This is a genomic window from Micromonospora sp. HNM0581 (assembly GCF_012726175.1).
Lineage (GTDB): Bacteria > Actinomycetota > Actinomycetes > Mycobacteriales > Micromonosporaceae > Micromonospora.
Genome location: NZ_JAASAD010000018.1, coordinates 21,795 through 42,846 on the forward strand (window position 1 = coordinate 21,795; position 21,052 = coordinate 42,846).

Here is a 21,052-nt window from a genome sequence, read left to right on the forward strand (position 1 = left end):
CACACCAAGCGGACTTGTGGGGAGTCGCGTGGACAACATCAACGAGGAAGCCGACCAGCAGCCAGTGCTGCTGCTGGTCGGATCGAGCGGCGGGCACCTGGCGCAGTTGCTGGCCCTGCGGCCCTGGTACGAGACCTGGCGACGGTGCTGGGTCACCTTCGACACACCGGAGGCGTTGTCGCTGCTGGTCGGGGAGGATGTCGTTGCGGCGTACCACCCCACCACCCGCCACCTGGGCAACCTGCTCCGCAACGCGTGGCTGGCCGCCCGGTTGCTGCGGCGGCGCCGGGTCGCCGCCGTGGTAACCACCGGCGCGGGCGTGGCGGTACCGTTCGTCGTGTTCGCCCGGCTGCGGCGCATCCCGACCGTCTACATCGAGGTCTACGACCGGATCGACACTCCGACGCTCACCGCCCGGCTGTGTCGCCCGTTCCTGTCGGCGATGCTCGTGCAGTGGGAGGAGCAGCGCCGCCAGTACCCGGAGGCCACCGTAGTGGGGACGCTGCTGTGAGCGGCGACGCGGGCAACGGACACCGGACCGTGCCGGCGCCGCCCCGAGCACCTGACGACGAGCCGACGGTACGCGTGCCGGAGCAGCGTGAGCCGGGCCCCGACGGCCGACCACAGGTGCTGGTGGCCGTCGGCACCGACAAACATCCGTTCGACAGGTTGGTCGACTGGCTGGCCCGGTGGCACGAGGAAACGGACGGCAAGGTCCGGTTGACCGTGCAGCACGGCCACACCGGCGCCGCTGACCTGCCCGGCGCGGTGCCGTTCCTCGGCCACGCCGAGTTGCAGGCGGCCATGGCCGGTGCCGACCTGGTGGTCTGCCACGGCGGACCGGCCACCATCCTGGAGGCCCGCCGGCACGGGCACCTACCGATCGTGGTGCCGCGCGACCCGACCCGAGGCGAGCACGTCGACGACCATCAGCTGCTGTTCGCCCGCCGGCTCGGCGCGGCCGGCCTGGTGGCGCTCTGCGAGTCCCGGCAGGAGCTGCTTGACGCGCTCACCAGCGGACTCGTCGACCGGGCCCGCTTCACCGTCGTGGTGGACGCCGACTCGGCGAGCGGTCAGCGTGCCGCCGTGCAGCGGGTGGGCGAAATCGTCGAAGACCTGGTGGCCGCCGCCGCGCAGCGGCACCACCGACCCTGGTGGCGGCCGTGGCACGAAGCCGGCCCGAACGGAAGGCGGAACCGGTGACCCCGTACCCAAGCGTCAGCACTGTCGTGCCCACCCGCAATCGGCCGGAGCTGCTGCGGGCCGCGGTGACAGCGATCCTCGCGCAGGACTACCCAGGGCCGATCGAAGTCGTCGTGGTGTACGACCAGTCGGAACCGGACACCGCACTGGCCGACTTGTCGACTCCGGACCGAACGGTGCGGGTGATCACCAACGGGCGGACGGCGGGGCTGGCCGGTGCCCGGAACACAGGCATCCTGGCCGCCACCGGTGAACTTGTCGCGTTCTGCGACGACGACGACGAGTGGCTGCCCGGCAAGTTGCGCGCCCAGGTCGAGGCGTTGGCTTCGGTGCCGGGTGCCGAGTTCGTCAGCTGCGGTATCCGGGTCAGCTACGACGGGCACACCGTCGAGCGGGTGCTGAACCGCGACTCGATCAGCCTGGCCGAGCTGCTACGCGACCGGATGACCGAGCTGCACCCGTCGACCTTCGTCATCCAGGCGGCGGCATTGCGGGACGGGTTCGGGCTCGTCGACGAGGAGATCCCGGGCAGCTACGCCGAGGACTACGAGTTCCTGCTCCGGGCCGCCCGCAGTGCACCCCTGGTCAACCTGCCCACCCCGTTCGTGGTGGTGCGCTGGCACAAACGGTCGTACTTCGCCCAGCGGTGGGACACCATCTCCGAGGCGTTGCAGTGGCTGCTGGACCGCTACCCCGAGTTCGCCGGCCAACCGGCCGGGCAGGCCCGGGTCACCGGTCAGATCGCCTTCGCCCGCGCCGCGTCGGGCGACTCCCGGGGCGCGGTCCGGTGGGCCCGGCGGACCATCCGGCGGAACCCGCGTGAGGCACGGGCGTACCTCGCGCTCGCGGTCGCCGGTCGGGTGGTCCGCGCCGACACGGTGCTGCGTACCCTGCACCGACGCGGCCGAGGCATCTGATCGTCCGTCCCGTCCGTCCGTGACGCGTCCGCAGGGCGGGACGTGGCGGGCGGCGCGGGGCGGCGGGCACCGGACGTGACAGACTCATGGCTGTGTTGCGCTGGCTGACCGCAGGGGAATCGCACGGGCCCGCCCTCGTCGCGTTGTTGGAGGGGGTACCGGCCGGGATCGAGGTGACCTCCACGGAGATCACCGGGGAGTTGGCCCGCCGCCGGCTCGGTTACGGTCGTGGTGCCCGAATGGCCTTCGAGCAGGACGAGATCGAGATCATCGGTGGCCTGCGGCACGGCGTGACCCTGGGCAGCCCGGTCGCCGTCCGGGTCGGCAACTCCGAGTGGCCCAAGTGGCGCACCGTGATGGCCGCCGACCCGGTCGACCCCGACGAGTTGGCCCGGCAGGCCCGCAACGCGCCGCTGACCCGTCCCCGGCCGGGCCACGCCGACCTGGCCGGCATGCAGAAGTACGGCCACACCGACGCCCGGCCGATCCTGGAGCGGGCCAGCGCGCGGGAGACCGCCGCCCGGGTCGCCGTCGGCACGGTGGCGAAGGCACTACTGCGGCAGGCCCTCGACATGGAGATCGTCTCGCACGTGGTCGAGTTGGGGCCGGTGGCTGTGAAACCGGGGCTGCGACCCCGCCCGGAGGACGCCGAGCGCATCGACGCCGACCCGTTGCGCTGCCTCGACCCGGAGGCCAGCGCCCGGATGGTCGCCGAGGTCGACGCTGCGAAGAAGGCCGCCGACACCCTCGGCGGTGTGGTCGAGGTGCTGGCGTACGGCGTACCGCCCGGTCTGGGCAGCCACGTGCAGTGGGACCGCAAGCTCGACGCCCGGCTGGCCACCGCGTTGATGTCGATCCAGGCGATCAAGGGTGTGGAGATCGGCGACGGCTGGCAGCAGGCCCGGTCCCGGGGCTCCGAGGCGCACGACGAAATCATGCCCACCGCCACCGGCGTACGCCGGGTCACCGACCGGGCCGGCGGCCTGGAGGGCGGCATCACCACAGGTGAGCCGCTGCGGGTGAAGGCGGCGATGAAGCCGATCTCCTCGCTGAACCGGGCCCTGGCCACGGTGGACGTGACCACCGGGGAGCCGGCCACCGCCATCAACCAGCGTTCCGACGTCTGCGCGGTGCCGGCCGCCGCCGTGGTCGCCGAGGCGATGGTGGCGCTGGTGCTGGCGGAGGCGGCAGTGGAAAAGTTCGGCGGTGACTCGGTCGCCGAGATGCGCCGCAACCTGGCCGCTTACCTCGACGCGCTGGTGATCCGGTGACCGGTCCGACCCGGCCGGTCTGCGTGCTTGTCGGCGCGCCCGGCTCGGGCAAGACCACCGTCGGGCAGGGCCTGGCGGACGCGCTCGGCGTCGAGTTCCGCGACACCGACGCCGACATCGAGCGCCTGGCGGGCAAGCCGATCCCGGAGATCTTCGTCGACGAGGGGGAGGCGCACTTCCGTACCCTCGAACGGGCGGCCCTGGCCGCGGCGCTGGCTTCCTGCTCCGGCGTGCTCGCCCTCGGCGGCGGCGCGATCCTGGCCGAGGAGAACCGCGCCGCGCTCGTCGGTCACCGGGTGGTGCACCTCTCCGTCGAGCTGCCGGACGCGGTCAAACGGGTCGGCCTCGGCGCTGGGCGACCGCTGCTGACGATCAACCCCCGGGCCACTCTCAAGCATCTGATGGACCAGCGCCGACCGCTGTACGCCGAGGTCGCCACCGCCACCGTCGTCACCGACGGCCGCACCCCCGAGGAGATCGCCGCCGAGATCGTCGCCCTGCTGAACAAGCCTGGCTAGGCCGCGGCACACGACTCCCGGGCGCTGACATTCCCCCCGCCAGAGTCAGCTCTCCTTCCTGGTCATCAGCGTGATGCCGAGCAGCGGATGCTGCCATCGCCGTCCGTAGCCTGATCAGGCGAGCATGGACCACCTACCGGTGGGACACTCGCCCCACCCGCCGCCGATGATCACCACCAATCTGCGCGACCCCTAACTGACCGGCAGCTACCTGCGGTGCCGGTCAGCGCGGGGCGATCGATGGAGACCCGTACCGTTCGGCCGCGCGCGCCTTCGCCTTGGCCGCCTCCACGTCGCGGTCACGGGGAGGCGCCTTCGTGACGAGGCTGTCCAGTAGTGTCCGGGTGGCCGCCGTGACGGCGCGGACCGCCTCACCGAACGCCTCCTCGTTGGCCGCCGAGGGCCGCGTCGCGCCGCTGACCTTGCGCACGTACTGGAGGGCGGCGGCTTCGATCTCATCGTCGGTCACCGTCGGTTCGAAGTTGTGAAGCACGCGGATGTTTCTGCACATGTCCCTACCATGCCACGCAGCTCCGTCTGGCAGGCACGCCGAGCCGGCTACCACCCGAGGCGAACCACTCGAGGAGGAAACCGCGTCGGCTCGGCGGAGCGGGTAGTCCCGAGACCTCTGCGGCCAGGCACACCCGATCAGGTACGTCCGGAGCCTCCAGTCGCGGTCGGCGATTTCTGAAGATTCCTCTCCCGGTGGCTTCTCGCGCACTCGCGGTCCGTGGGCGTACATAGACATAGAGCTATTACTTCGGTAGCTTCACCTCTCGATGGCTGCCGTCGCCGAGCGGCATTAAGACGGCTTCGAGAGCACCGGAAACGGTTGCTGAACAGGGGGAGTCGGCCGGATGGATTCGTCAAGCAAAATCCGTTGCCCGAGAAGCCTGAGACGCCTGGGGGCCGCCGTACTGGCTGCGGTCGTCGCAATCACCGTACTTACCGCATCCGCAGGCGCTACCGCCGGGGCAAACTCCTCGCCGGCTCGGATCAGCGGCTCCGATCTGAGCACCAGCGGCGCGCCTGCCCCGGTGCGGCTGCCGGGTGACAAAGCGGTGCGCAACTACACGCCCACACAATTGAAGTCGTTCGAGCGCACCGGCGGGGACCCCGAGGTACTGGCGTACTGGACGCCGGAACGGATGAAGGCAGCCAAACCGCTGGATGCCCCCGGAGATGCGGAATGGGTCGAGAACAAGGCCCGCGCCGTGGCCAGTAAGATGGCTGCCGTCGCGGCGAAGCCGGTGGCCGCCCAGATCCCGCAGATCGTGACCAATGCTCCGCCACCGGTGACGAACTTCTCGATCACCAACGGCAAGTTGTTCATCGGTGGCTATGAAAGTGGCTCGTGGTGCTCGGCGTCAGCCATCAACACCTCGTCCAAGCGAGTGCTGATCACCGCTGGTCACTGTGTCCATGACGGACAGGGCGGCAGCTGGCTGCAGAACCTCGTCTTCGTGCCGGGATACAACGCCTTCAACACCGACCACGACCCGGTCGGCCGCTTCCAGGCGTACTGGCTGCGGACCTTCAACGAATGGATCAACAACAGCAACCTCAACCGGGACGTCGGCTTCGTGACCACCTACTCCGGCGGCGACTGGAACACGACAGTCGTCAACACCATCGGCGGGCACGGCCTGGTCTACAACGGCGGCACCGAGTTTGACACGTCAATCTTCGGATATCCGGGCAACCGTGACGGCGGCAACGTCATGTGGGCTTGCTGGGGCACTGCCACCGACAACAGCATCTGGGACAACAAATCCAAAATCACCTGCAACTTCGGCGGGGGCTCCTCGGGCGGACCGTGGACCTGGAACTACGACAACGCCAGCGGACTCGGCTCGGTCCGCTCGGTCATGTCCACGGTGAACAGCGAAGGCGTCAACAAGGGGCCGTACTTCGACCAGGCTGTCGTCGACGCGATGAACGCCGCCAACGCTGATTGGTAGGTTGAACTCATGAGAATGCGGCCACCACTTCCACTGGCTGCCTGGCTGCTGGCTGTGGTGGCCGCACTGAGCGCCTGCGGCTCCACAGCCGAGCCCGGCAGCGACACGTCAGGCGTCCGAGCACCGACCGGACCAACACGGCCGGAAGCGTTACCGACCCGGAGCGACCTAATCGACGCGCAGGTTGTTCAGTGGCGCCATTGGCGCAGTGTTGACGATCGAACCCTCGAGGTCACCGTGACGGCCGGACCCGCCGACTGTTACGGCGCCGAGCCGGAAGTGACAGAAAGCGAAACGGCGGTGCGTCTCCGGATCCGCGTCGGACTGCTACCCGAGGCAGCCGGTAGGGAGTGCCCAGCAATCGCCAAGAAATCGGTGGTCCCGGTGCGACTCACCTCCGCCCTGGGCAACCGCAAGGTCGAACCTCTCAGCTGACGCCAGCTCGGCAGACGAACAGCCGCCGCCTGCGGGAACTGGCCGACCACGTCGAGGACGATTTTCGACAGCGCCGCCGCAGCCGGTCGTGCCCGTGACGACGACCCTCCGCACGCGTTTGCCGTCCTCACGGGTGAGAGAGTGGTGGCGTCGGCGCGGTCGAGCGGCCGATGATCGTCGTGGTGCTCCCAGATCCGGCACGTCCGGTGGGGATTGTACTAAGGGGTCGCGCAGATTGGTGGTGATCATCGGCGGCGGGTGGGGCGAGTGTCCCACCGGTAGGTGGTCCATGCTCGATGAACATTTCATTCCCTGCTTGCCCCGGTCGGCCGGTGACCGTCCGGCGCAGTCGCCTCCGCCGGGCGCTTTGGTGATACAGCCGTCTACGGCGATGTCGTCCAGGACCAGGCCGACGAACCGGTCGTAGGCGTCCACCGCGATCTGCTCGAGCTGGGCGAACACCCCGAGGCGGATCCACTCGTCACGACGGCCGTGGATCGTGGCGGCCGAGCAGGTGGCATCGGCGATCGCCTCGTAGGAACAACCGAACCGCAGCACCTGAATCAGCTTGTCGAACACGATCCGGTCACCGACCCGCCTGCGGTGGCAGCCCAACGGATGCGTCGGGGCGTATGTCGGCCGGTCAGGCAGCAGCGCGGTGAACTGGACCCACTAGTGGCTCGATCAGCCATGCTGGGATAGCAGGCACAGGATCTCCCGGTGATCACGAGGCGTAAGCACCTTCATGATCACGGATCCTGTGCCTGCACTCGTTCAGGCACGCCCTTCCAGCCTCACCATTCTGCGCGGGCTCTAAGCTATCTCATGATGTCCCCGCAAGCGGCCGAGACTCGGCAGGCGCACTCTCCGGATCACGATATCTTACACCTACGGGATGGCCGGCCCGGTTGCGGTGCCGGTGCACAATGCGGCCGGGTGCCTGGACTGAGAGGTTGAGTACCCAGTCCGTGACCCGGCTACCGGAAACTTCGTTACGGACATCGACAGCATCGAAAATGGTGAGCTATGGGAACTCAAAAGTGGGATTCCATACTGGGCGGACGAGGATTGGTTGCAGAAAGAGTTGGACGGGAAGTTTGTGAAGTACCTGCGCGCTCGGGAGATTCTACCGGTCGATTACCGTAGTGCCCTTATCGGATTTCGCTTCACCAACCCGAGGATCGATTCCAGCAGGCGTAGCGTCCTTACTGAGCGGTTAAAGAACCTGGCCGAGCATGCCGGAGTTCGATGGAAGGTTGAGTTTGCAACATGAGTTACACATTCCAAACCGTCGATATTGTGGTGTGGAGCCCTGCCCTCCGTGTCGGAATGCTCTACCTTGGTCAGGTCGATCTAGTCGCGGGCCTTGCCGAGGTTTCGTCCGGCCTGACGCCGCGAGAGGATGGTACGTGCGACCTTGATGTGGAGGTCTTCGCATCCTTTGTGAAGCAGCTATGGCGATTCTACGCTGAGGGTCGTCACGTCGCTTTATCGCGTCTGCTGCACGGGGTCTTGTTGATTTCCCTGGCACTCCTCAAGCGTGCGGGAGGCCCTCCGCTATCCGCTGGAGGCGGGGTGCTCGAGGCTATTCTGACCGAGGCGGCCGCCTTGGAACCTACGATGGGAACCTGACAATCCCGATTCTCGGGACTGGGGGCCTAGCCTAGCCCAAGGCGGCATCATGGCTGCCTTCTACTACGACAACCGAGTCCTCGGTGGCGACCCATACTGGGTGGAAGCCAGCAGTTAAGTCCGTAACGTAGAAGTATCAACGTGGCGGAGTGTCGGCGGCACTTAATGATCACCTTCGAGTGGAGAAACAGCTTCTCGTCGGTCATCTGCAACCCTTCTGTCGCGAAGCTCGTGCATTCGATTTCGGAATGCATTTTTCCTGTCGAGAAGCAGGCGACAACGCCGTACAGTATCCGGCTGGATCATCGGAGACGAGGGTCGCGCCCACGACAACGCCCGACTCAGAGGATGCCCCGAAAGCAACCGGCGATCAATAGAAACAGAACCGCCGACCCTGCGGATACGAGGGCCGGCGCGTTCAAGTGTGTGATTTCTTCAGTTGTACGACCCCTCCCCGTCAGTGGTCTCGGCGCTTCACGACCAGCACCGAGACGATCATCGCCACGACCGCCCAGACGGCGTAGACGGTCCACCCGCCGGAAGTCGTCCACGGGTACGGCTGGTTGCCGAACTCGATGTCGGCGATACGCAGCCAGGCTCGGTACGGTGTCATGTGGCCGAGCACGGCCGTCGCGTACAGCCGCTCGCTCAGGGCGAGGGGCAGCAGCATGAAGCTGAGCACAAAAGTCGTCAGCGTGCCGATGCTGTGCTTGACGAGCACGCCGATCGCCATGGCGACCAACGCGGTCAGCGGCGCCATCAGTACCGAGGCGAGCAGCCGCTCCGGCACCCCTGGATCGGTGATCGACAGCCCCACGTCCTTGCCGTCGAGGATCGCCTGGGTCACGAAGAAGGAACCGCCGACGACCACCAGAGCGTAGGCCGACGACACCGCCGTGACCACCACGAGCTTCGCCGCCATCACCGCGCCCCGGGCCGGCACCGCCACGAAGGTGGAGCGGATCAGACCGGTGTTGTACTCGCTGATCACGATGTTCGCGCCGATGGCACCGAGCGACAGCATGAGGGCGACGCAGGAAGCGGTAGTGAAGGCGTCGAACATCGCGTACTTGCTGAAGTCGGCACGGGCGTCGGCCGAGAATTTCTCCAGATTGGCGTAGTCACCGTACGCCGAATAGCAGTTGAAGACGAAAATCGCCAACGCGCTTAACAGCAGGGTCCAGGCGGTCGAGCGGAGCGACCACAATTTCAGCCACTCGGAGGCAACGAGATCACGGAAATCGGCCTTGATTTCTTTTCGTACGGGCGCGGCCGTCACCTCGGTCCTCGTCTCCGTCATCGCTTCTCCCCGGCCTGATATTCGATGCTGTCGCCCGTCATTTTCATGAACGCCTCTTCCAGCGAGGCGACGCGAGGGGTCAGCTCGTGCAGCGGTATGAATTTCGCGAAGGCGAGTTCACCGATCGCACCGGCGTTCATCCCGGTCACGGACAGGGCCCCGTCCTTCTGTGCCGTCACTCCGGCTCCGGCCTCGACTAGCGCGCCGGTCAGCGCCGCGGGGTCGGGGGTCCGCACGGACACCGACGGCATGGTGCCTCGGGTGGCGAACTCCGCCAGCGTCTCGGCGGCGATCAACCGGCCCCGGCCCACGACGATCAGGTCGCCTGCGGTGTGCTCCATCTCCGACATGAGGTGGCTGGAGACGAAGACCGTGCGGCCTTCCGCGGCCAGGCGATGGAAGAGGCCACGTACCCACTTCACGCCCTCGGGGTCGAGGCCGTTGAGCGGCTCGTCGAACAGCAGCACCGGCGGGTCGCCGAGCAGGGTCGAGGCGATCCCGAGGCGCTGCTTCATGCCCAGCGAGTAGTTCTGCACCCGCCGCTTCGCGACGTCCGCGAGCCCCACCTCCGCCAGGACGCGGAGCACCCGTGACCTGCCGATGCGGTTGCTCCGGGCCAGCGCGGCCAGATGGTCATACCCCGTGCGCCCGCCGTGCACGTCACGAGCGTCCAGCAAGGCGCCGACGTACCGCAGACCCCGGGGATGGGAGGCGAAGGGACTACCGTCGATGACGACTGTCCCGCGGGTCGGGGAACTCAGGCCCACGAGCATGCTCAGCGTGGTTGTCTTGCCCGCGCCGTTGGGACCGAGGAATCCGGTCACCCGCCCGGGCCGCACCGTGAAGGTCAGATCGTCGACGGCCATGGTCTCCCCGTAACGCTTTGTCAATTGCTCCACTTCGATCACGAGAACCATCCTCACGGTCCGAACGATCGCGCGCATCCGTCCGGGGCTGACACTTCGGCGGCCCGGATGTCACCCACGGTTGTACAACCGTGGACCGATGCACCGGTGAATTCCCGCGACTAAATTCTGAGCTGTGCATGTGGCGCCGTACATCACCTTCACCGGCTGGCTGGCCACGGTGTACCCCTGGGCCTGGTTTATCACCGAGCCGCCCGACCAGCGCTGGTCGTCGCTGTTCCCACCGGGTGTCCTCTCCTCGGCCACCGGCCTGGTGACACTGCCGGTCGCCGCCGCCGCGGCGCTGGCCGGCGGCCTGCTGACGCGGCGATCGCCGCTGCTCGCCATCGCGCTCCTCCTCGGAAGCATCGCGATCCCCACGCTGGCCTGGCGGCAGCCGGAGATCTGGGCGCCGCAGATCCTCCCGGTCGACATCGCGCTGGCGATCGTCGCAGCCTGGTATCCCCGTCGGGTGGCGCTGACCGGGGCCGGCCTGGCGCTGGCGGTGCTCGTCGCCTTTCTGGCCGCCCGTTCGATACCGGGCATCGAGGGCGGAACCCCTTCGGAGCCCGGCATGGCGCTGTCCCTGTGCACGGCGGTTCTGATCGGCACCGTGGCCCGGCAGGCACGGGAGCGGGCCGCCGAGGCTCGCGAGCAGGCCGCCGCCGAGCTGATCAGCGCGGAACGGCTGCGTATCGCCCGGGACCTGCACGATGTGGTGGCGCACAGTCTGGGGGTCATCACGTTGCAGGCCGGCGCTGCGGGCCGGATCATGCGGACGCAGCCGGACGCAGCCCGGGAAGCGGTCGGCACCATCGAGAAGGTCGGGCGGGAGACTCTGGCCGGGCTGCGCCGCGCCCTCTCCGCGCTGCGGGACGTCGAGCCCGGCCCTTTGCTCACCACCGACGTCGACGATCTCCTCACGACCACCCGGGCCGCGGGCATGGACGTCGAGGTGACCCAGCTCGGGAGGCCCCGGGCGCTGCCTCCGGAGATCGACACGACCGCTTACCGTATCGTCCAGGAGGCCGTCGCCAACGTGATGCGCCATGCCAGCACCGACGCCTGCCGCGTCCTGATCGACTTTCGTGAGGGTGACTTGTCCGTCGAGGTGGTCGACGACGGCGCCGGTCGCGGGCGACGGTTTGATCCCGGGTTCGGCCTGATCGGCATGCGGGAGCGGGTCGAGGCGCTGGGCGGCACGCTGGCTACGGGTCCGCGCCCGGAGGGCGGTTTCCGGGTGTCGGCTTACCTTCCGCTGCCCGGGGGCGAGCGATGAGCATCGGGATTCTGGTCGTCGACGACCAGCCGCTCGTCCGCTCGGCGGTGCGTATGGTCGTCGCGGAGACCGACGATCTGGTGATCGTCGGCGAGGCGGAGACCGGGGAGGAGGCGGTCCGGCTGACCGGCGAGCTGAAACCGGACGTCGTCCTGATGGATCTGCGCATGCCGGGGATGGGCGGTGTCGAGGCCACCAGGCGCATCACTGGGCAGTCGCCGGAGACCCACGTGCTGGTCCTGACCACCTTCGACGAGGACGATCACGTGTTCGGGGCGTTGCAGGCCGGTGCCGCCGGTTTCCTGGTCAAGGACATGCCGCTGGACGACATCCTCGATGCGGTCCGGACCGTCGCGCACGGTAACGGCCTACTCGCTCCCAGCGTCACCCGCCGGTTGATCAGGCACTTTGTCGGCACCCGCACCGCACCTGCCGTCCCGCGCCGGCAGTTGACCGGCATCACCGAGCGCGAGCGCGAGGTGCTCACGCTGGTGGGCCGGGGTCTGTCCAACGCGGAGATCGCTGACGAGCTTCTCCTGAGCCACACGACCGTCAAGACGTACGTCACCCGGCTCCTGAGCAAACTGGGCACCCGCGACCGGGTCCACCTGGTCATCGCCGCCTATGAGGCCGGCCTGGTCACGGTGGCGTGACGGTGGTGTCGGAACGCCTGGACGGGCCACGGACGGTGCGCATGGCGTCGGTGAGGCCGTGCGGGCGGTGTGCCGTGGCGGCGGACGGCGGACGGGGTGTTTGCGGAGGTTCCTGAGCAGACGGTGGCCGTGGCCCGGGCGGCGTTCCGGAAGCCGACGCTGGCCATGCGGGTCCGCGACGAACTCGGCTCTGTCTCACATTCGGTGGTGACGGTGCGTGCCGGTTAGCCTCGGTCTTTCACTTGAGCATGGATCCATAGCTTGTTATCGATGAAGTTGATTCGCGCTGGTTTTGCCGCTTTGTTGGCATGCTGAGGGCCCGGCGCTGGGCCGGGTTCCTCCGTGTTGCGGGTTGGAGCGTGAGCCTCGACGTCAGCCGGTGGGCCGGGGTAGTGCGGCGAGCTTGTTGAATGCGCTGGTCAGGGCGTTGGCCCAGGGCCAGTTGGCGGCGATGGCGAGTCGTGTCCTGCGGGCGGTGCGGGTGATCCGGGCGGCGACGTGTAGCAGCCGGTAACGCAGCTTCTTGGGCTCGGCGGTGGCCAGTTCGCCGTCCAGGAGCAGGTTCTGGGTCCAGGCGAGCAGGTCGATGCCGGTCAGCGCCAACTGGAGCCAGGCCTGGTTGATGGCGAAGTGTCGGGACGGGAACCGGCCGAAACCGGTGTTCTTGCCGGTGCGGATGCGGTCTTCAACGCGGGCGTGTGCCCGGTGCCGGGCCTCCAGGAACTGGACGCTGCCGCCGCCGGGTGGGGTGTCGGTGGCGACGACCTGATGCCGCCAGCCCTCGATGGTGTCGAACAGCGACAGTTGGGCACCGGGGTGCGGGCGTTCCCGGCGGACCAGGAACCGGGTGCCCTCCGGCCAGCAGGTGGCGTCGAACAGGCCCGTGATCTCGCAGACCTCGGCATGTTCACGCAGGTCACCGACGGTGTCGACGGCGGGAGCCCAGCCGGTCGCAGCCCGGATCGCCTCGCGCACGCCTCGGACTCACATCATGATCTTGAAACGCCCGTGTCCCGAAGATGAGGTCTTCCCAATGATCGACGCGGCGTGGCTTTCGCGAGACGGGACCATGCTGAATGCGGTCGTCCGCGACAGGGCGTGGTGGGGAATTCCCATGAACAGCCAGATCGGGACGGCTGGGGAACGTCATCTCTGTCTTGTGATGGAGAATGTCGACGTGGTGATCACTGCGTATCCGATCGCGGACCCGAGGCAGTGTGCATGAACGACTCCGATCGGGTTGCCTGCACGGCATGCGGGCAGGACTGGCAGACCTGGTACCGGGTACGTGACGACGGCCGTGTGTTCCTGCTGTGCCCGGAGTGCGACTCGGTCTGGCTACCGAGCGATGATCGCCACGAGCGTCCAACGACTTACCTGAACGACCTGTTCGCCCCGCAGTCGAAGCTCTTCGATGCCTGGCGATTGATCGACGAGTGCGAGCCGTCAACCGCCGAATGATGGCGGGCGGGTTGATCCTGACGGATCGTGGTCCGGGTGGCGGGACCAGGCGAGAGGGCGGCTGGCTCGGGGTCATCGTGTGGGTTCAGGTGGTTGGCCACCGGGCGGCGCAATCGATGTCGAGCTGGCCAACGCCGGTAGCCGGCGTGTTCTCGGCGTCGGGCGCCAGGTGGTCAGCAGGGCGAGGGCGAGCAGGATCTCGGCGAGGTCGCCGCCGTAGTACATCACCGTCGCGCCGGCGCGCAGCCGCTCCGCAGTCGCCGGCACGTCGACAAGCAGGCCCGCGTACATCAGTTGGGCGAGGCTGGCGTGGGCGACCACGGCCGCGCCGAGCACCACCAGCCGGACCGGTACGCGGGCCCGGTGCGGGTAGGGTTCCGGGCCGGCGATCGACCAGGTGAACAGCAGCCCGCTGAGCAGGAAGTGCAGGTTGACCAGGTTGTGCAGGGCCGCGTTGTCGAGGGTGGCCCGGTACAGCGGGGTGAGGTAGAGCAGCCACAGCCCGCCGGCGGTGAGCAGCAGCCCGGTGACCGGGTGGGTCAGCGGTCGCAGCGCCGGATAACCCACCATCCGCAGTGCCGCCCGCCCGGTTCACCGGTCGAGGCGGCGTAGGGCCAGGATGCCGGGTGCGCCGAGCACCAGCCCCAGCGGCGCCAGCATGCCGAGCAGCAGGTGCTGCCACATGTGTCCGGCGAGGTCGTCGGTCGGCACCAGCAGTGCGGTGGCGAGCAGGGCGCACCCGGCGGCGAAGGCGGCCGTGCGCCAGTGGCTCCAGCCGGCCCGGTCGGGGGCGTGTTGCCGCAGTGCGGCGGCCAGGTAGAGCCAGCCGGCCAGCAACGGTACGAGCAGTGCCGGGCCGACGGTGGCGGCGTGCTCGGCCCCGTGCGTCGAGATCAGGACCGGACTGACCACCAGCGGGGGACTCACCCCTGTCGGCCCGGGGTCGGTGGTCGATTCCCCCGTCCGTGGCCCCCGGCTGCCCGTGCCCGGTACGCGCAGCGCTAAACGTCGTTCCAACCCTCGGGCATCCGGTGGCTGCGCGGGTCGGATCGGCGGTGGGTGGGCTAGGCTCCCGGCGATGGACGAGGTGACCCGGATCCCGGTCGGTGGCGAGCGGCCGTACGACGTGCTGGTCGGCCGCGACCTGCTCGACGCGCTGCCTGGCCTGCTGCCCGATGCCGCTCGGGCCGCGGTGCTGTTTGCGCCGCCCCTGAAGGAGTTGGCCGACGCGGTCGGTGCCGGCTTGGCGGCGGCCGGTGTGACGCCTCTGCCGATCGAGGTGCCCGACGCCGAGGCCAGCAAGCACGTCGATGTGGCGGCGCAGTGCTGGGACCAGCTCGGTGAGGCGGGCTTCACCCGCACCGACGCGGTGGTCGGCATCGGTGGCGGCGCGGTCACCGACCTGGCCGGGTTCGTGGCGGCGTGTTGGCTGCGCGGGGTGCGGTGGGTGCCGGTGGCCACCTCGTTGCTCGGCATGGTCGACGCGGCGGTGGGTGGCAAGACCGGGATCAACACCGCCGCCGGTAAGAATCTCGTGGGTGCCTTCCACCCGCCGGTCGGCGTGCTGGCCGACCTGGCCACGCTGGACAGCCTCCCGCCGGCCGACCTGGCTGCCGGGCTGGCCGAGGTGGTCAAGTGCGGGTTCATCGCTGATCCGGTCATCCTCGACCTGGTCGAGGCCGACTCGGCCGCCGCGACCGACCCCGCCGGGCAGGTCACCCGGGAGCTGATCGAGCGGGCCATCCGGGTCAAGGCCGACGTGGTCGCGGGAGACCTGCGTGAGTCGGGCGTACGGGAGGTGCTCAACTACGGGCACACGCTGGCCCACGCGATCGAGAAGGTCGAGGGTTACCGCTGGCGGCACGGTCACGCCGTGTCGGTCGGCCTGGTGTACGCCGCCGAGCTGGCCCGCCTCGCCGGCAGGTTGGACGCGGCCACCGCGGCGCGGCACCGTGCGGTGTTGACGGCGCTCGACCTGCCGACGGTTTACGACGCCGACGCGTGGCCTCGCCTGCTGGCCACCATGCGGGTCGACAAGAAGGCCCGGGGCAGCCGGCTGCGTTTCGTGGTGCTCGACGGGTTGGCCCGCCCGGCGATCCTCGACGGCCCGGACGACGACCTGTTGCACACCGCCTACGCCGCAGTGGCCCGATGACCATGCGGGTGTACGTGTTCAACGGGCCGAACCTGGGCCGGCTGGGCACCCGCCAGGTCGACGTCTACGGGGTGACCAGCTACGCCGATCTGGTGAAACTCTGCGAGACGACCGGGCGGGACCTGGGCCTGGACGTCGTCGTGCGGCAGACCGACGCCGAGCACGAGTTGCTCGGCTGGCTGCACACCGCCGCCGACGAGGGCGCCGCCGTGGTGCTCAACCCGGCGGCCTGGTCGCACTACTCGATCGCGGTGCGGGACGCCTGCGCGATGCTGCGCGGGCCGCTGGTGGAGGTGCACATCTCCAACATCCACGCGCGGGAGGAGTTCCGTCACCACTCGGTGGTCTCGGCGGTGGCAACCGGCGTGATCTGCGGGTTCGGCGTGGACGGCTACCGTCTCGCGCTGAGCTATCTGGCCAACCGGATGTCCGGGCCGACTGACGGGCAGATCGACTGAGTGCGGTGTGACCCTCCGCAGTTGTGTGGGGTCGGGTGGTGGTGGCCGGTCAGTGGGCGACTGGGTGGGCCGGGTCGCGTCCGTGTGGGGGGCGAGGGCCGACCGGCGCCGGTCGGCGGGCCGGGAAGCTGCTAGTAGACTTGCCAGGTCTGTCCGCCAAATCATGATCAAGGCAGGAAATGGCCACCACCAACGACCTGAAGAACGGCCTGGTACTCAACCTCGACGGGGAGCTCTGGGCCGTCGTCGAGTTCCAGCACGTCAAGCCCGGTAAGGGTGGTGCGTTCGTGCGTACCACGCTGAAGAACGTGCTCTCCGGCAAGGTGGTCGACAAGACCTTCAATGCGGGCACCAAGGTGGAGACGGCGACCGTCGACAAGCGCACCATGCAGTATCTGTACGCCGATGGCGAGGACTACGTCTTCATGGACATGGAGACGTTCGACCAGATCACGGTGTTGGGTGGGACGGTCGGTGAGGCGGCCAACTACCTGCTGCCTGAGGCTGAGGCGATCGTGGCGACCCACGAGGGCGTGCCGCTTTACATCGAGCTGCCGACCTCTGTCGTGCTGGAGGTCACGTACACTGAGCCGGGCCTACAGGGGGACCGCTCTACGGGCGGCAACAAGCCGGCGACGGTGGAGACGGGCGCGACCGTCCAGGTGCCGCTCTTCGTGACCACCGGCGAGAAGATCAAGGTTGACACCCGCGACGGTCGTTACCTCGGCCGCGCCTGATGGCTGAGGGGCCGAAGCAGCAGATGCCGGCGCGCCGTAAGGCGCGCAAGCGGGCGCTCGACGTGCTCTTCGAGGCTGATCTGCGGGATCGTCCGCCGGTCGAGGTGTTGGCCGGTTATGTCGAGCGGATCGTGAAGCCCCGCCCCGACCATCTGGGGTACGCCGTCGGCCTGGTCGAGGGGGTGGCCGGGCACCTCGACCGGATCGACGAGCTGATCTCCAGCTACGCCGAGGGCTGGACGCTGGACCGGATGCCGGTGGTGGACCGCAACCTCGCCCGGATCGCCGTCTACGAGTTGTTGTATCTCGACGAGATCGACGACGCGGTGGCGATCAGTGAGGCGGTGGAGTTGGCCCGGCAGATGTCGACCGACGACTCGCCGCGCTTCCTGAACGGTCTGCTCGGCAGGATCGCTGAGTACGCGACCCGCTGACGCAAGCTCTTGCGCACCGACGAAGGGCCCGTGCCGTGCGGCACGGGCCCTTTTCGGGTAGTCGAACCTCAGGAGGCGAAGAATGCCCGCGGGTCGGCGACCAGCACGCCGTGCTCGGTCAGCCGCTCGATCAGACCGGACGGCGAGGCGTCGTAGACGATGGCGAGGGCACGCAGGTCGTCGGCGCGGATCGACAACACCCGCCCGTTGTAGTCGCCGCGTTGCTGCTGGATGGCACGCGCGTAGCGGGCAACGTAGGCGAGGTCCTCACCGGCCTGGTCGTAGAGGCGCTCCAGATCCAGGACGATCTTGCTGGTGGGCTCGTGTCGAACCCCGCTGCCGTCGGGCAGCAGCTCCGAAACCGGCACACGGTAGAACTCGGCCAACTCGGCCAGACGGGACACCGTGACGGCCCGGTCGCCGCGCTCGTACGAGCCGACCACCACCGCCTTCCAGCGCCCGTTCGACTTCTCCTCCACTCCCTGCAGGGAAAGGCCCTGCTGCTGGCGGATGGAGCGCAGGCGGGCGCCCAGCGACTTGGCGTATTCAGAGGGCATTCGGACACTCCCAGTGCTGCTCGGGGTTCTCCCAGCGATTCGCTACGGAGCGTGACGGTACGGGGATTCGTACACGTGGTCAAGTGGTCGCGATCTTCCTGTTGCGCACCCCGGGTGAGTTGTCCCGTTTCGTCTGGCTGATTGGGCAGTCAGCGAATGTCGATTGGCGACAGAGTCGTGCCTGGTGCCCGCCTGTAGATGCGGCGACGACCACTGGTAACGTTGCCGCAGCCCCTCCGCCGGCCGCGCGCGGCCGGCCGGGAGGACCCGACGTCCTTTAACGACCCGTCCCGTGAGGCGGGGAAGGAGGTCCGCCGTGGCCTACCCATCGGCTGCCCGATCGTCACCGCCACCACAACCCTCGGTGAAGGTGATTCTGGCGAGCGTCGACCTACCGCGTGTCGTCGACCGCATCGCGCACCAGATCCTCGAGAAGACTCAGGGTGCGACCGACACCGTGCTGCTCGGTATCCCCACCAGAGGTGCCCCCCTGGCGCGCCGCCTCGCCGCCCGGATCAGCGCCTTCGAGGGCATCTCCGTGCCGGTCGGCGTGCTCGACATCACTCTCTACCGCGACGACCTACGCCGACACGCCACCCGGGCAGTCGGTCCCACCGAGGTACCGGCCGGGGGCATCGACGGTAGACGGGTGATCCTGGTCGACGACGTCCTCTTCTCCGGTCGGACCGTCCGGGCCGCCCTCGACGCGCTCGGTGACCTGGGGCGGCCCGCCTCCGTGCAACTGGCCGTCCTCGTCGACCGGGGGCACCGGCAGCTGCCGATCCGGGCCGACTACGTCGGCAAGAACATTCCGACCGCCCTGGCCGAGAGCGTCAAGGTGACGCTCGCCGAGATCGACGGCACGGACGAGGTCCGGCTCTACGGCGAGGAGGCCCGGTGAGCGCCGGCAGTGCCGCACGGAGCACCACAGCCACTGACGGAGAGGGGCATCGCTCATGATCAGGCACCTGCTCTCCGGTGCTGACCTCGACGCGGACACCGCCACCCAGATCCTCGACACCGCAGCCGAGATGGCCGCCGTCGCCGGGCGTGAGGTCAAGAAGCTACCCGCCCTGCGGGGCCGGACCGTCGTCAACCTCTTCTACGAGGATTCGACCCGCACCCGAATCTCGTTCGAGGCGGCGGCGAAACGGCTCAGTGCCGATGTGATCAACTTTTCGGCGAAGGGCTCCAGCGTCGCCAAGGGCGAGAGCCTGAAGGACACCGCGCTGACCCTGCAGGCGATGGGGGCCGACGCGGTGGTCGTCCGCCATCCCGCCTCGGGAGCCCCGCACCGCCTCGCCGCCTGGGTCGACGGTTCGGTGGTCAACGCCGGCGACGGCACCCACGAACATCCGACCCAGGCGCTGCTCGACGCGTACACGATGCGGGCCCGGCTGGGTCGACTGGCCGGCCTGTCGGTGGCGGTGGTCGGTGACGTGCTGCACTCCCGGGTGGCCCGCTCCAACGTGCTGCTGCTGTCCACCCTCGGTGCCAAGGTGACCCTGGTCGGGCCACCCACACTCATCCCGGTCGACATCGCCGCAGCTCTCGCCCCGGACACCGGCGTCTGCTACGACCTCGACGCGGTGCTGCCCTCGTCGGACGTGGTGATGATGCTGCGGGTGCAGCGGGAACGGATGAACGACTCCTACTTCCCGTCCGCCCGCGAGTACGCCCGCCGTTACGGTCTGGACGGTCCGCGGATGGGACGGTTGCCGGAGCACGCCATCGTCATGCATCCCGGCCCGATGAACCGGGGCATGGAGATCACGCCGGAGGTCGCGGACTCACCCCGCTCCACAATCGTCGAACAGGTCGCCAACGGTGTCTCCGTCCGGATGGCCGTCCTCTACCTGCTGCTCGGGGGGAACAACCGGTGAACTCGTACCTGATCAGGAACGTCAGCGTCCTCGGCGCCGCGCCGACCGACCTGCTGATCCGCGACGGCGTCGTCGCCGAGACCGGCATGCGGCTGAACGCACCGGACGCCACCCTGGTCGACGCCGACGGGCTGGTCGCCCTGCCCGGCCTGGTCGACCTGCACACCCACCTGCGCGAACCGGGCCGGGAGGACGCCGAGACCGTCGAAACCGGTTCCCGGGCGGCGGCGCTCGGCGGCTACACCGCGGTCTGCGCGATGGCGAACACCTCGCCGGTGGCCGACACCGCCGGTGTGGTGGAGCAGGTGTGGCGGCTCGGCCGCGAGGCCGGACTGGTCGACGTGCAGCCGATCGGCGCGGTCACCGTCGGTCTGGCCGGTGAACGGCTGGCCGAACTCGGCGCCATGGCCGACTCCGCGGCCCGGGTTCGGATCTTCTCCGACGACGGGCACTGCGTCGCCGATCCCCGGCTGATGCGCCGTGCCCTGGAGTACGTGAAGGCGTTCGACGGCATCATCGCCCAACACGCGGAGGAGCCCCGGCTCACCGAGGGCGCGCAGATGCACGAGGGTGAGGTCTCCACCCGACTGGGTCTGACCGGCTGGCCGGCGGTGGCCGAAGAGGCGATCATCGCGCGGGACGTGCTGCTGGCCGAGCACGTCGGCAGCAGACTGCACGTCTGCCACGTCTCCACCGCCGGCAGCGTCGAGGTGCTGCGACACGCCAAGGCCCGAGGGGTACGCGTGACCGCCGAGGTCACCCCGCACCATCTGCTGCTCACCGATGCCCGCGCCGAAACCTACGACCCGGTCTTCAAGGTCAACCCGCCGCTGCGGACGACCACCGACGTCGCCGCGCTCCGGGCCGCGCTCGTCGACGGGGTGATCGACATGATCGCCACCGACCACGCCCCGCACGCCGTGGAGGACAAGGAGTGCGAGTGGGCGTACGCCCGGCCCGGGATGCTCGGGCTGGAGACGGCGCTGTCGATCGCCCTCGACGTGCTGGGGCCGCAGTGGGAGCTGATCGCCGAGCGGATGTCGCGTACCCCGGCCCGGATCGCCGGGCTGACCGAACACGGCCACGACCCGGCCCCCGGTGCGCCGGCCAGCCTCACCCTGGTCGACCCGGCGGCCCGTCGGGAGATCGAGCCGGCGGAACTGGCCAGCCGCAGCCGCAACACCCCGTACGCCCGGATGACGCTGCCGGGTCGCATCGTGGCGACCTTCCTGCGTGGCGAGGCGACGGTCCTGGACGGAAAGGCAGTCAAGTGAGCCGAGCGAGCAGCACAGC

At 68.8% G+C, this 21,052-nt stretch carries 20 protein-coding genes and 3 pseudogenes; 16 read left to right on the top strand and 7 right to left on the bottom strand.

Annotated elements, in window-relative coordinates; genetic code table 11:
* Positions 1-28: 28 nt before the first annotated feature.
* From HCA58_RS19255 to HCA58_RS19275, 5 genes are all read left to right on the top strand, one after another.
* Positions 29-511: a UDP-N-acetylglucosamine--LPS N-acetylglucosamine transferase gene (locus HCA58_RS19255; protein ID WP_169599232.1), complete on the top strand. Its 483-nt coding sequence runs from the start codon at positions 29-31 to the stop codon at positions 509-511.
* Positions 512-585: 74 nt separating this feature from the next.
* Complete coding sequence (locus tag HCA58_RS19260) at positions 586-1,203, top strand: glycosyltransferase (RefSeq protein WP_346776051.1); 618 nt, start codon at positions 586-588, stop codon at positions 1,201-1,203.
* A complete protein-coding gene (locus HCA58_RS19265; protein WP_169599233.1) occupies positions 1,200-2,120 on the top strand; it encodes a glycosyltransferase family 2 protein in 921 nt (306 codons plus the stop codon). Before HCA58_RS19260 ends, HCA58_RS19265 begins: the two co-directional genes overlap by 4 nt.
* A 92-nt stretch (positions 2,121-2,212) precedes the next feature.
* Positions 2,213-3,391: a chorismate synthase gene (gene aroC / locus HCA58_RS19270; RefSeq protein ID WP_169599289.1), complete on the top strand. Its 1,179-nt coding sequence runs from the start codon at positions 2,213-2,215 to the stop codon at positions 3,389-3,391.
* Positions 3,388-3,909 carry a shikimate kinase gene (locus HCA58_RS19275; protein ID WP_169599234.1) on the top strand — a complete coding sequence of 174 codons (522 nt, stop codon included), beginning with the start codon at positions 3,388-3,390 and terminating at the stop codon, positions 3,907-3,909. The genes aroC and HCA58_RS19275 overlap by 4 nt, the downstream gene beginning before the upstream one ends.
* Before the next feature lie 223 nt (positions 3,910-4,132).
* Here HCA58_RS19275 and HCA58_RS19280 read toward each other — a convergent pair whose 3' ends face one another.
* On the bottom strand, positions 4,133-4,420 hold the full coding sequence (locus HCA58_RS19280) for a DUF2277 domain-containing protein (protein WP_169599235.1): 288 nt from the start codon (positions 4,418-4,420) through the stop codon (positions 4,133-4,135).
* A gap of 550 nt (positions 4,421-4,970) precedes the next feature.
* Here HCA58_RS19280 and HCA58_RS19285 point away from each other — a divergent pair.
* A complete protein-coding gene (locus HCA58_RS19285; protein ID WP_346776046.1) occupies positions 4,971-5,870 on the top strand; it encodes a hypothetical protein in 900 nt (299 codons plus the stop codon).
* Between the two features lie 732 nt (positions 5,871-6,602).
* On the opposite strand, the pseudogene HCA58_RS19295 reads toward HCA58_RS19285, so the two are convergent.
* From HCA58_RS19295 to HCA58_RS19305, 3 genes and pseudogenes are all read right to left on the bottom strand, one after another.
* A pseudogene (locus HCA58_RS19295) lies at positions 6,603-7,014 on the bottom strand (transposase); the annotation flags it as partial.
* 1,380 nt (positions 7,015-8,394) lie between these two features.
* Positions 8,395-9,237 (bottom strand): ABC transporter permease, encoded by an 843-nt coding sequence (locus HCA58_RS19300; protein ID WP_240956493.1) that lies wholly within the window; start codon positions 9,235-9,237, stop codon positions 8,395-8,397.
* Entirely contained in the window at positions 9,234-10,154 is a 921-nt protein-coding gene (locus HCA58_RS19305; protein WP_169599292.1) for an ATP-binding cassette domain-containing protein, read from the bottom strand. The genes HCA58_RS19300 and HCA58_RS19305 overlap by 4 nt, the downstream gene beginning before the upstream one ends.
* A 124-nt stretch (positions 10,155-10,278) precedes the next feature.
* Between HCA58_RS19305 and HCA58_RS19310 the strand changes: the two genes are divergently transcribed.
* Positions 10,279-11,421, top strand: coding sequence for a sensor histidine kinase (locus HCA58_RS19310; RefSeq protein WP_169599237.1), 1,143 nt, complete (start codon positions 10,279-10,281; stop codon positions 11,419-11,421).
* The gene (locus tag HCA58_RS19315) at positions 11,418-12,074 is read left to right on the top strand and encodes a response regulator transcription factor (protein WP_169599238.1); all 657 of its coding nucleotides are present in this window, start codon (positions 11,418-11,420) and stop codon (positions 12,072-12,074) included. Before HCA58_RS19310 ends, HCA58_RS19315 begins: the two co-directional genes overlap by 4 nt.
* Positions 12,075-12,446: 372 nt before the next feature.
* Here HCA58_RS19315 and HCA58_RS19320 read toward each other — a convergent pair.
* Positions 12,447-13,049 (bottom strand): annotated as a pseudogene (locus HCA58_RS19320) (transposase); the annotation flags it as partial.
* 246 nt (positions 13,050-13,295) lie between these two features.
* On the opposite strand from HCA58_RS19320, the gene HCA58_RS19325 reads away from it, so the two are divergent.
* Positions 13,296-13,535 (top strand): hypothetical protein, encoded by a 240-nt coding sequence (locus HCA58_RS19325; protein ID WP_169599239.1) that lies wholly within the window; start codon positions 13,296-13,298, stop codon positions 13,533-13,535.
* A 72-nt stretch (positions 13,536-13,607) separates the two neighbouring features.
* Here the strand turns inward: HCA58_RS19325 and HCA58_RS19330 are convergent.
* Positions 13,608-14,462: pseudogene (locus HCA58_RS19330) on the bottom strand (cytochrome c oxidase assembly protein).
* A gap of 151 nt (positions 14,463-14,613) precedes the next feature.
* On the opposite strand from HCA58_RS19330, the gene aroB reads away from it, so the two are divergent.
* The 4 genes from aroB to nusB all read left to right on the top strand — a co-directional run bounded on the left by aroB (position 14,614) and on the right by nusB (position 17,319).
* Entirely contained in the window at positions 14,614-15,690 is a 1,077-nt protein-coding gene (gene aroB, locus HCA58_RS19335) for a 3-dehydroquinate synthase (protein WP_169599240.1), read from the top strand.
* Between the two features lie 2 nt (positions 15,691-15,692).
* On the top strand, positions 15,693-16,148 hold the full coding sequence (gene aroQ / locus HCA58_RS19340; protein WP_169599293.1) for a type II 3-dehydroquinate dehydratase: 456 nt from the start codon (positions 15,693-15,695) through the stop codon (positions 16,146-16,148).
* 179 nt (positions 16,149-16,327) lie between these two features.
* Positions 16,328-16,885 (top strand): elongation factor P, encoded by a 558-nt coding sequence (gene efp, locus HCA58_RS19345; protein ID WP_169599241.1) that lies wholly within the window; start codon positions 16,328-16,330, stop codon positions 16,883-16,885.
* Positions 16,886-16,908: 23 nt separating this feature from the next.
* Positions 16,909-17,319, top strand: a complete 411-nt coding sequence (nusB, locus tag HCA58_RS19350; protein WP_205809128.1) for a transcription antitermination factor NusB — start codon at positions 16,909-16,911, stop codon at positions 17,317-17,319.
* A 68-nt stretch (positions 17,320-17,387) separates the two neighbouring features.
* Here the strand turns inward: nusB and HCA58_RS19355 are convergent, their stop codons facing one another.
* Entirely contained in the window at positions 17,388-17,876 is a 489-nt protein-coding gene (locus HCA58_RS19355) for a transcriptional regulator (RefSeq protein WP_169599243.1), read from the bottom strand.
* 316 nt (positions 17,877-18,192) lie between these two features.
* Between HCA58_RS19355 and pyrR the strand changes: the two genes are divergently transcribed.
* From pyrR to HCA58_RS19370, 3 genes are read left to right on the top strand one after another with little or no spacing between them, the layout of a single operon-like run.
* On the top strand, positions 18,193-18,777 hold the full coding sequence (gene pyrR, locus HCA58_RS19360) for a bifunctional pyr operon transcriptional regulator/uracil phosphoribosyltransferase PyrR (RefSeq protein ID WP_169599244.1): 585 nt from the start codon (positions 18,193-18,195) through the stop codon (positions 18,775-18,777).
* Positions 18,778-18,832: 55 nt separating this feature from the next.
* Positions 18,833-19,759 (top strand): aspartate carbamoyltransferase catalytic subunit, encoded by a 927-nt coding sequence (locus HCA58_RS19365; RefSeq protein ID WP_169599245.1) that lies wholly within the window; start codon positions 18,833-18,835, stop codon positions 19,757-19,759.
* On the top strand, positions 19,756-21,033 hold the full coding sequence (locus HCA58_RS19370) for a dihydroorotase (RefSeq protein WP_169599246.1): 1,278 nt from the start codon (positions 19,756-19,758) through the stop codon (positions 21,031-21,033). The genes HCA58_RS19365 and HCA58_RS19370 overlap by 4 nt, the downstream gene beginning before the upstream one ends.
* The last annotated feature ends 19 nt before the right edge of the window (positions 21,034-21,052 follow it).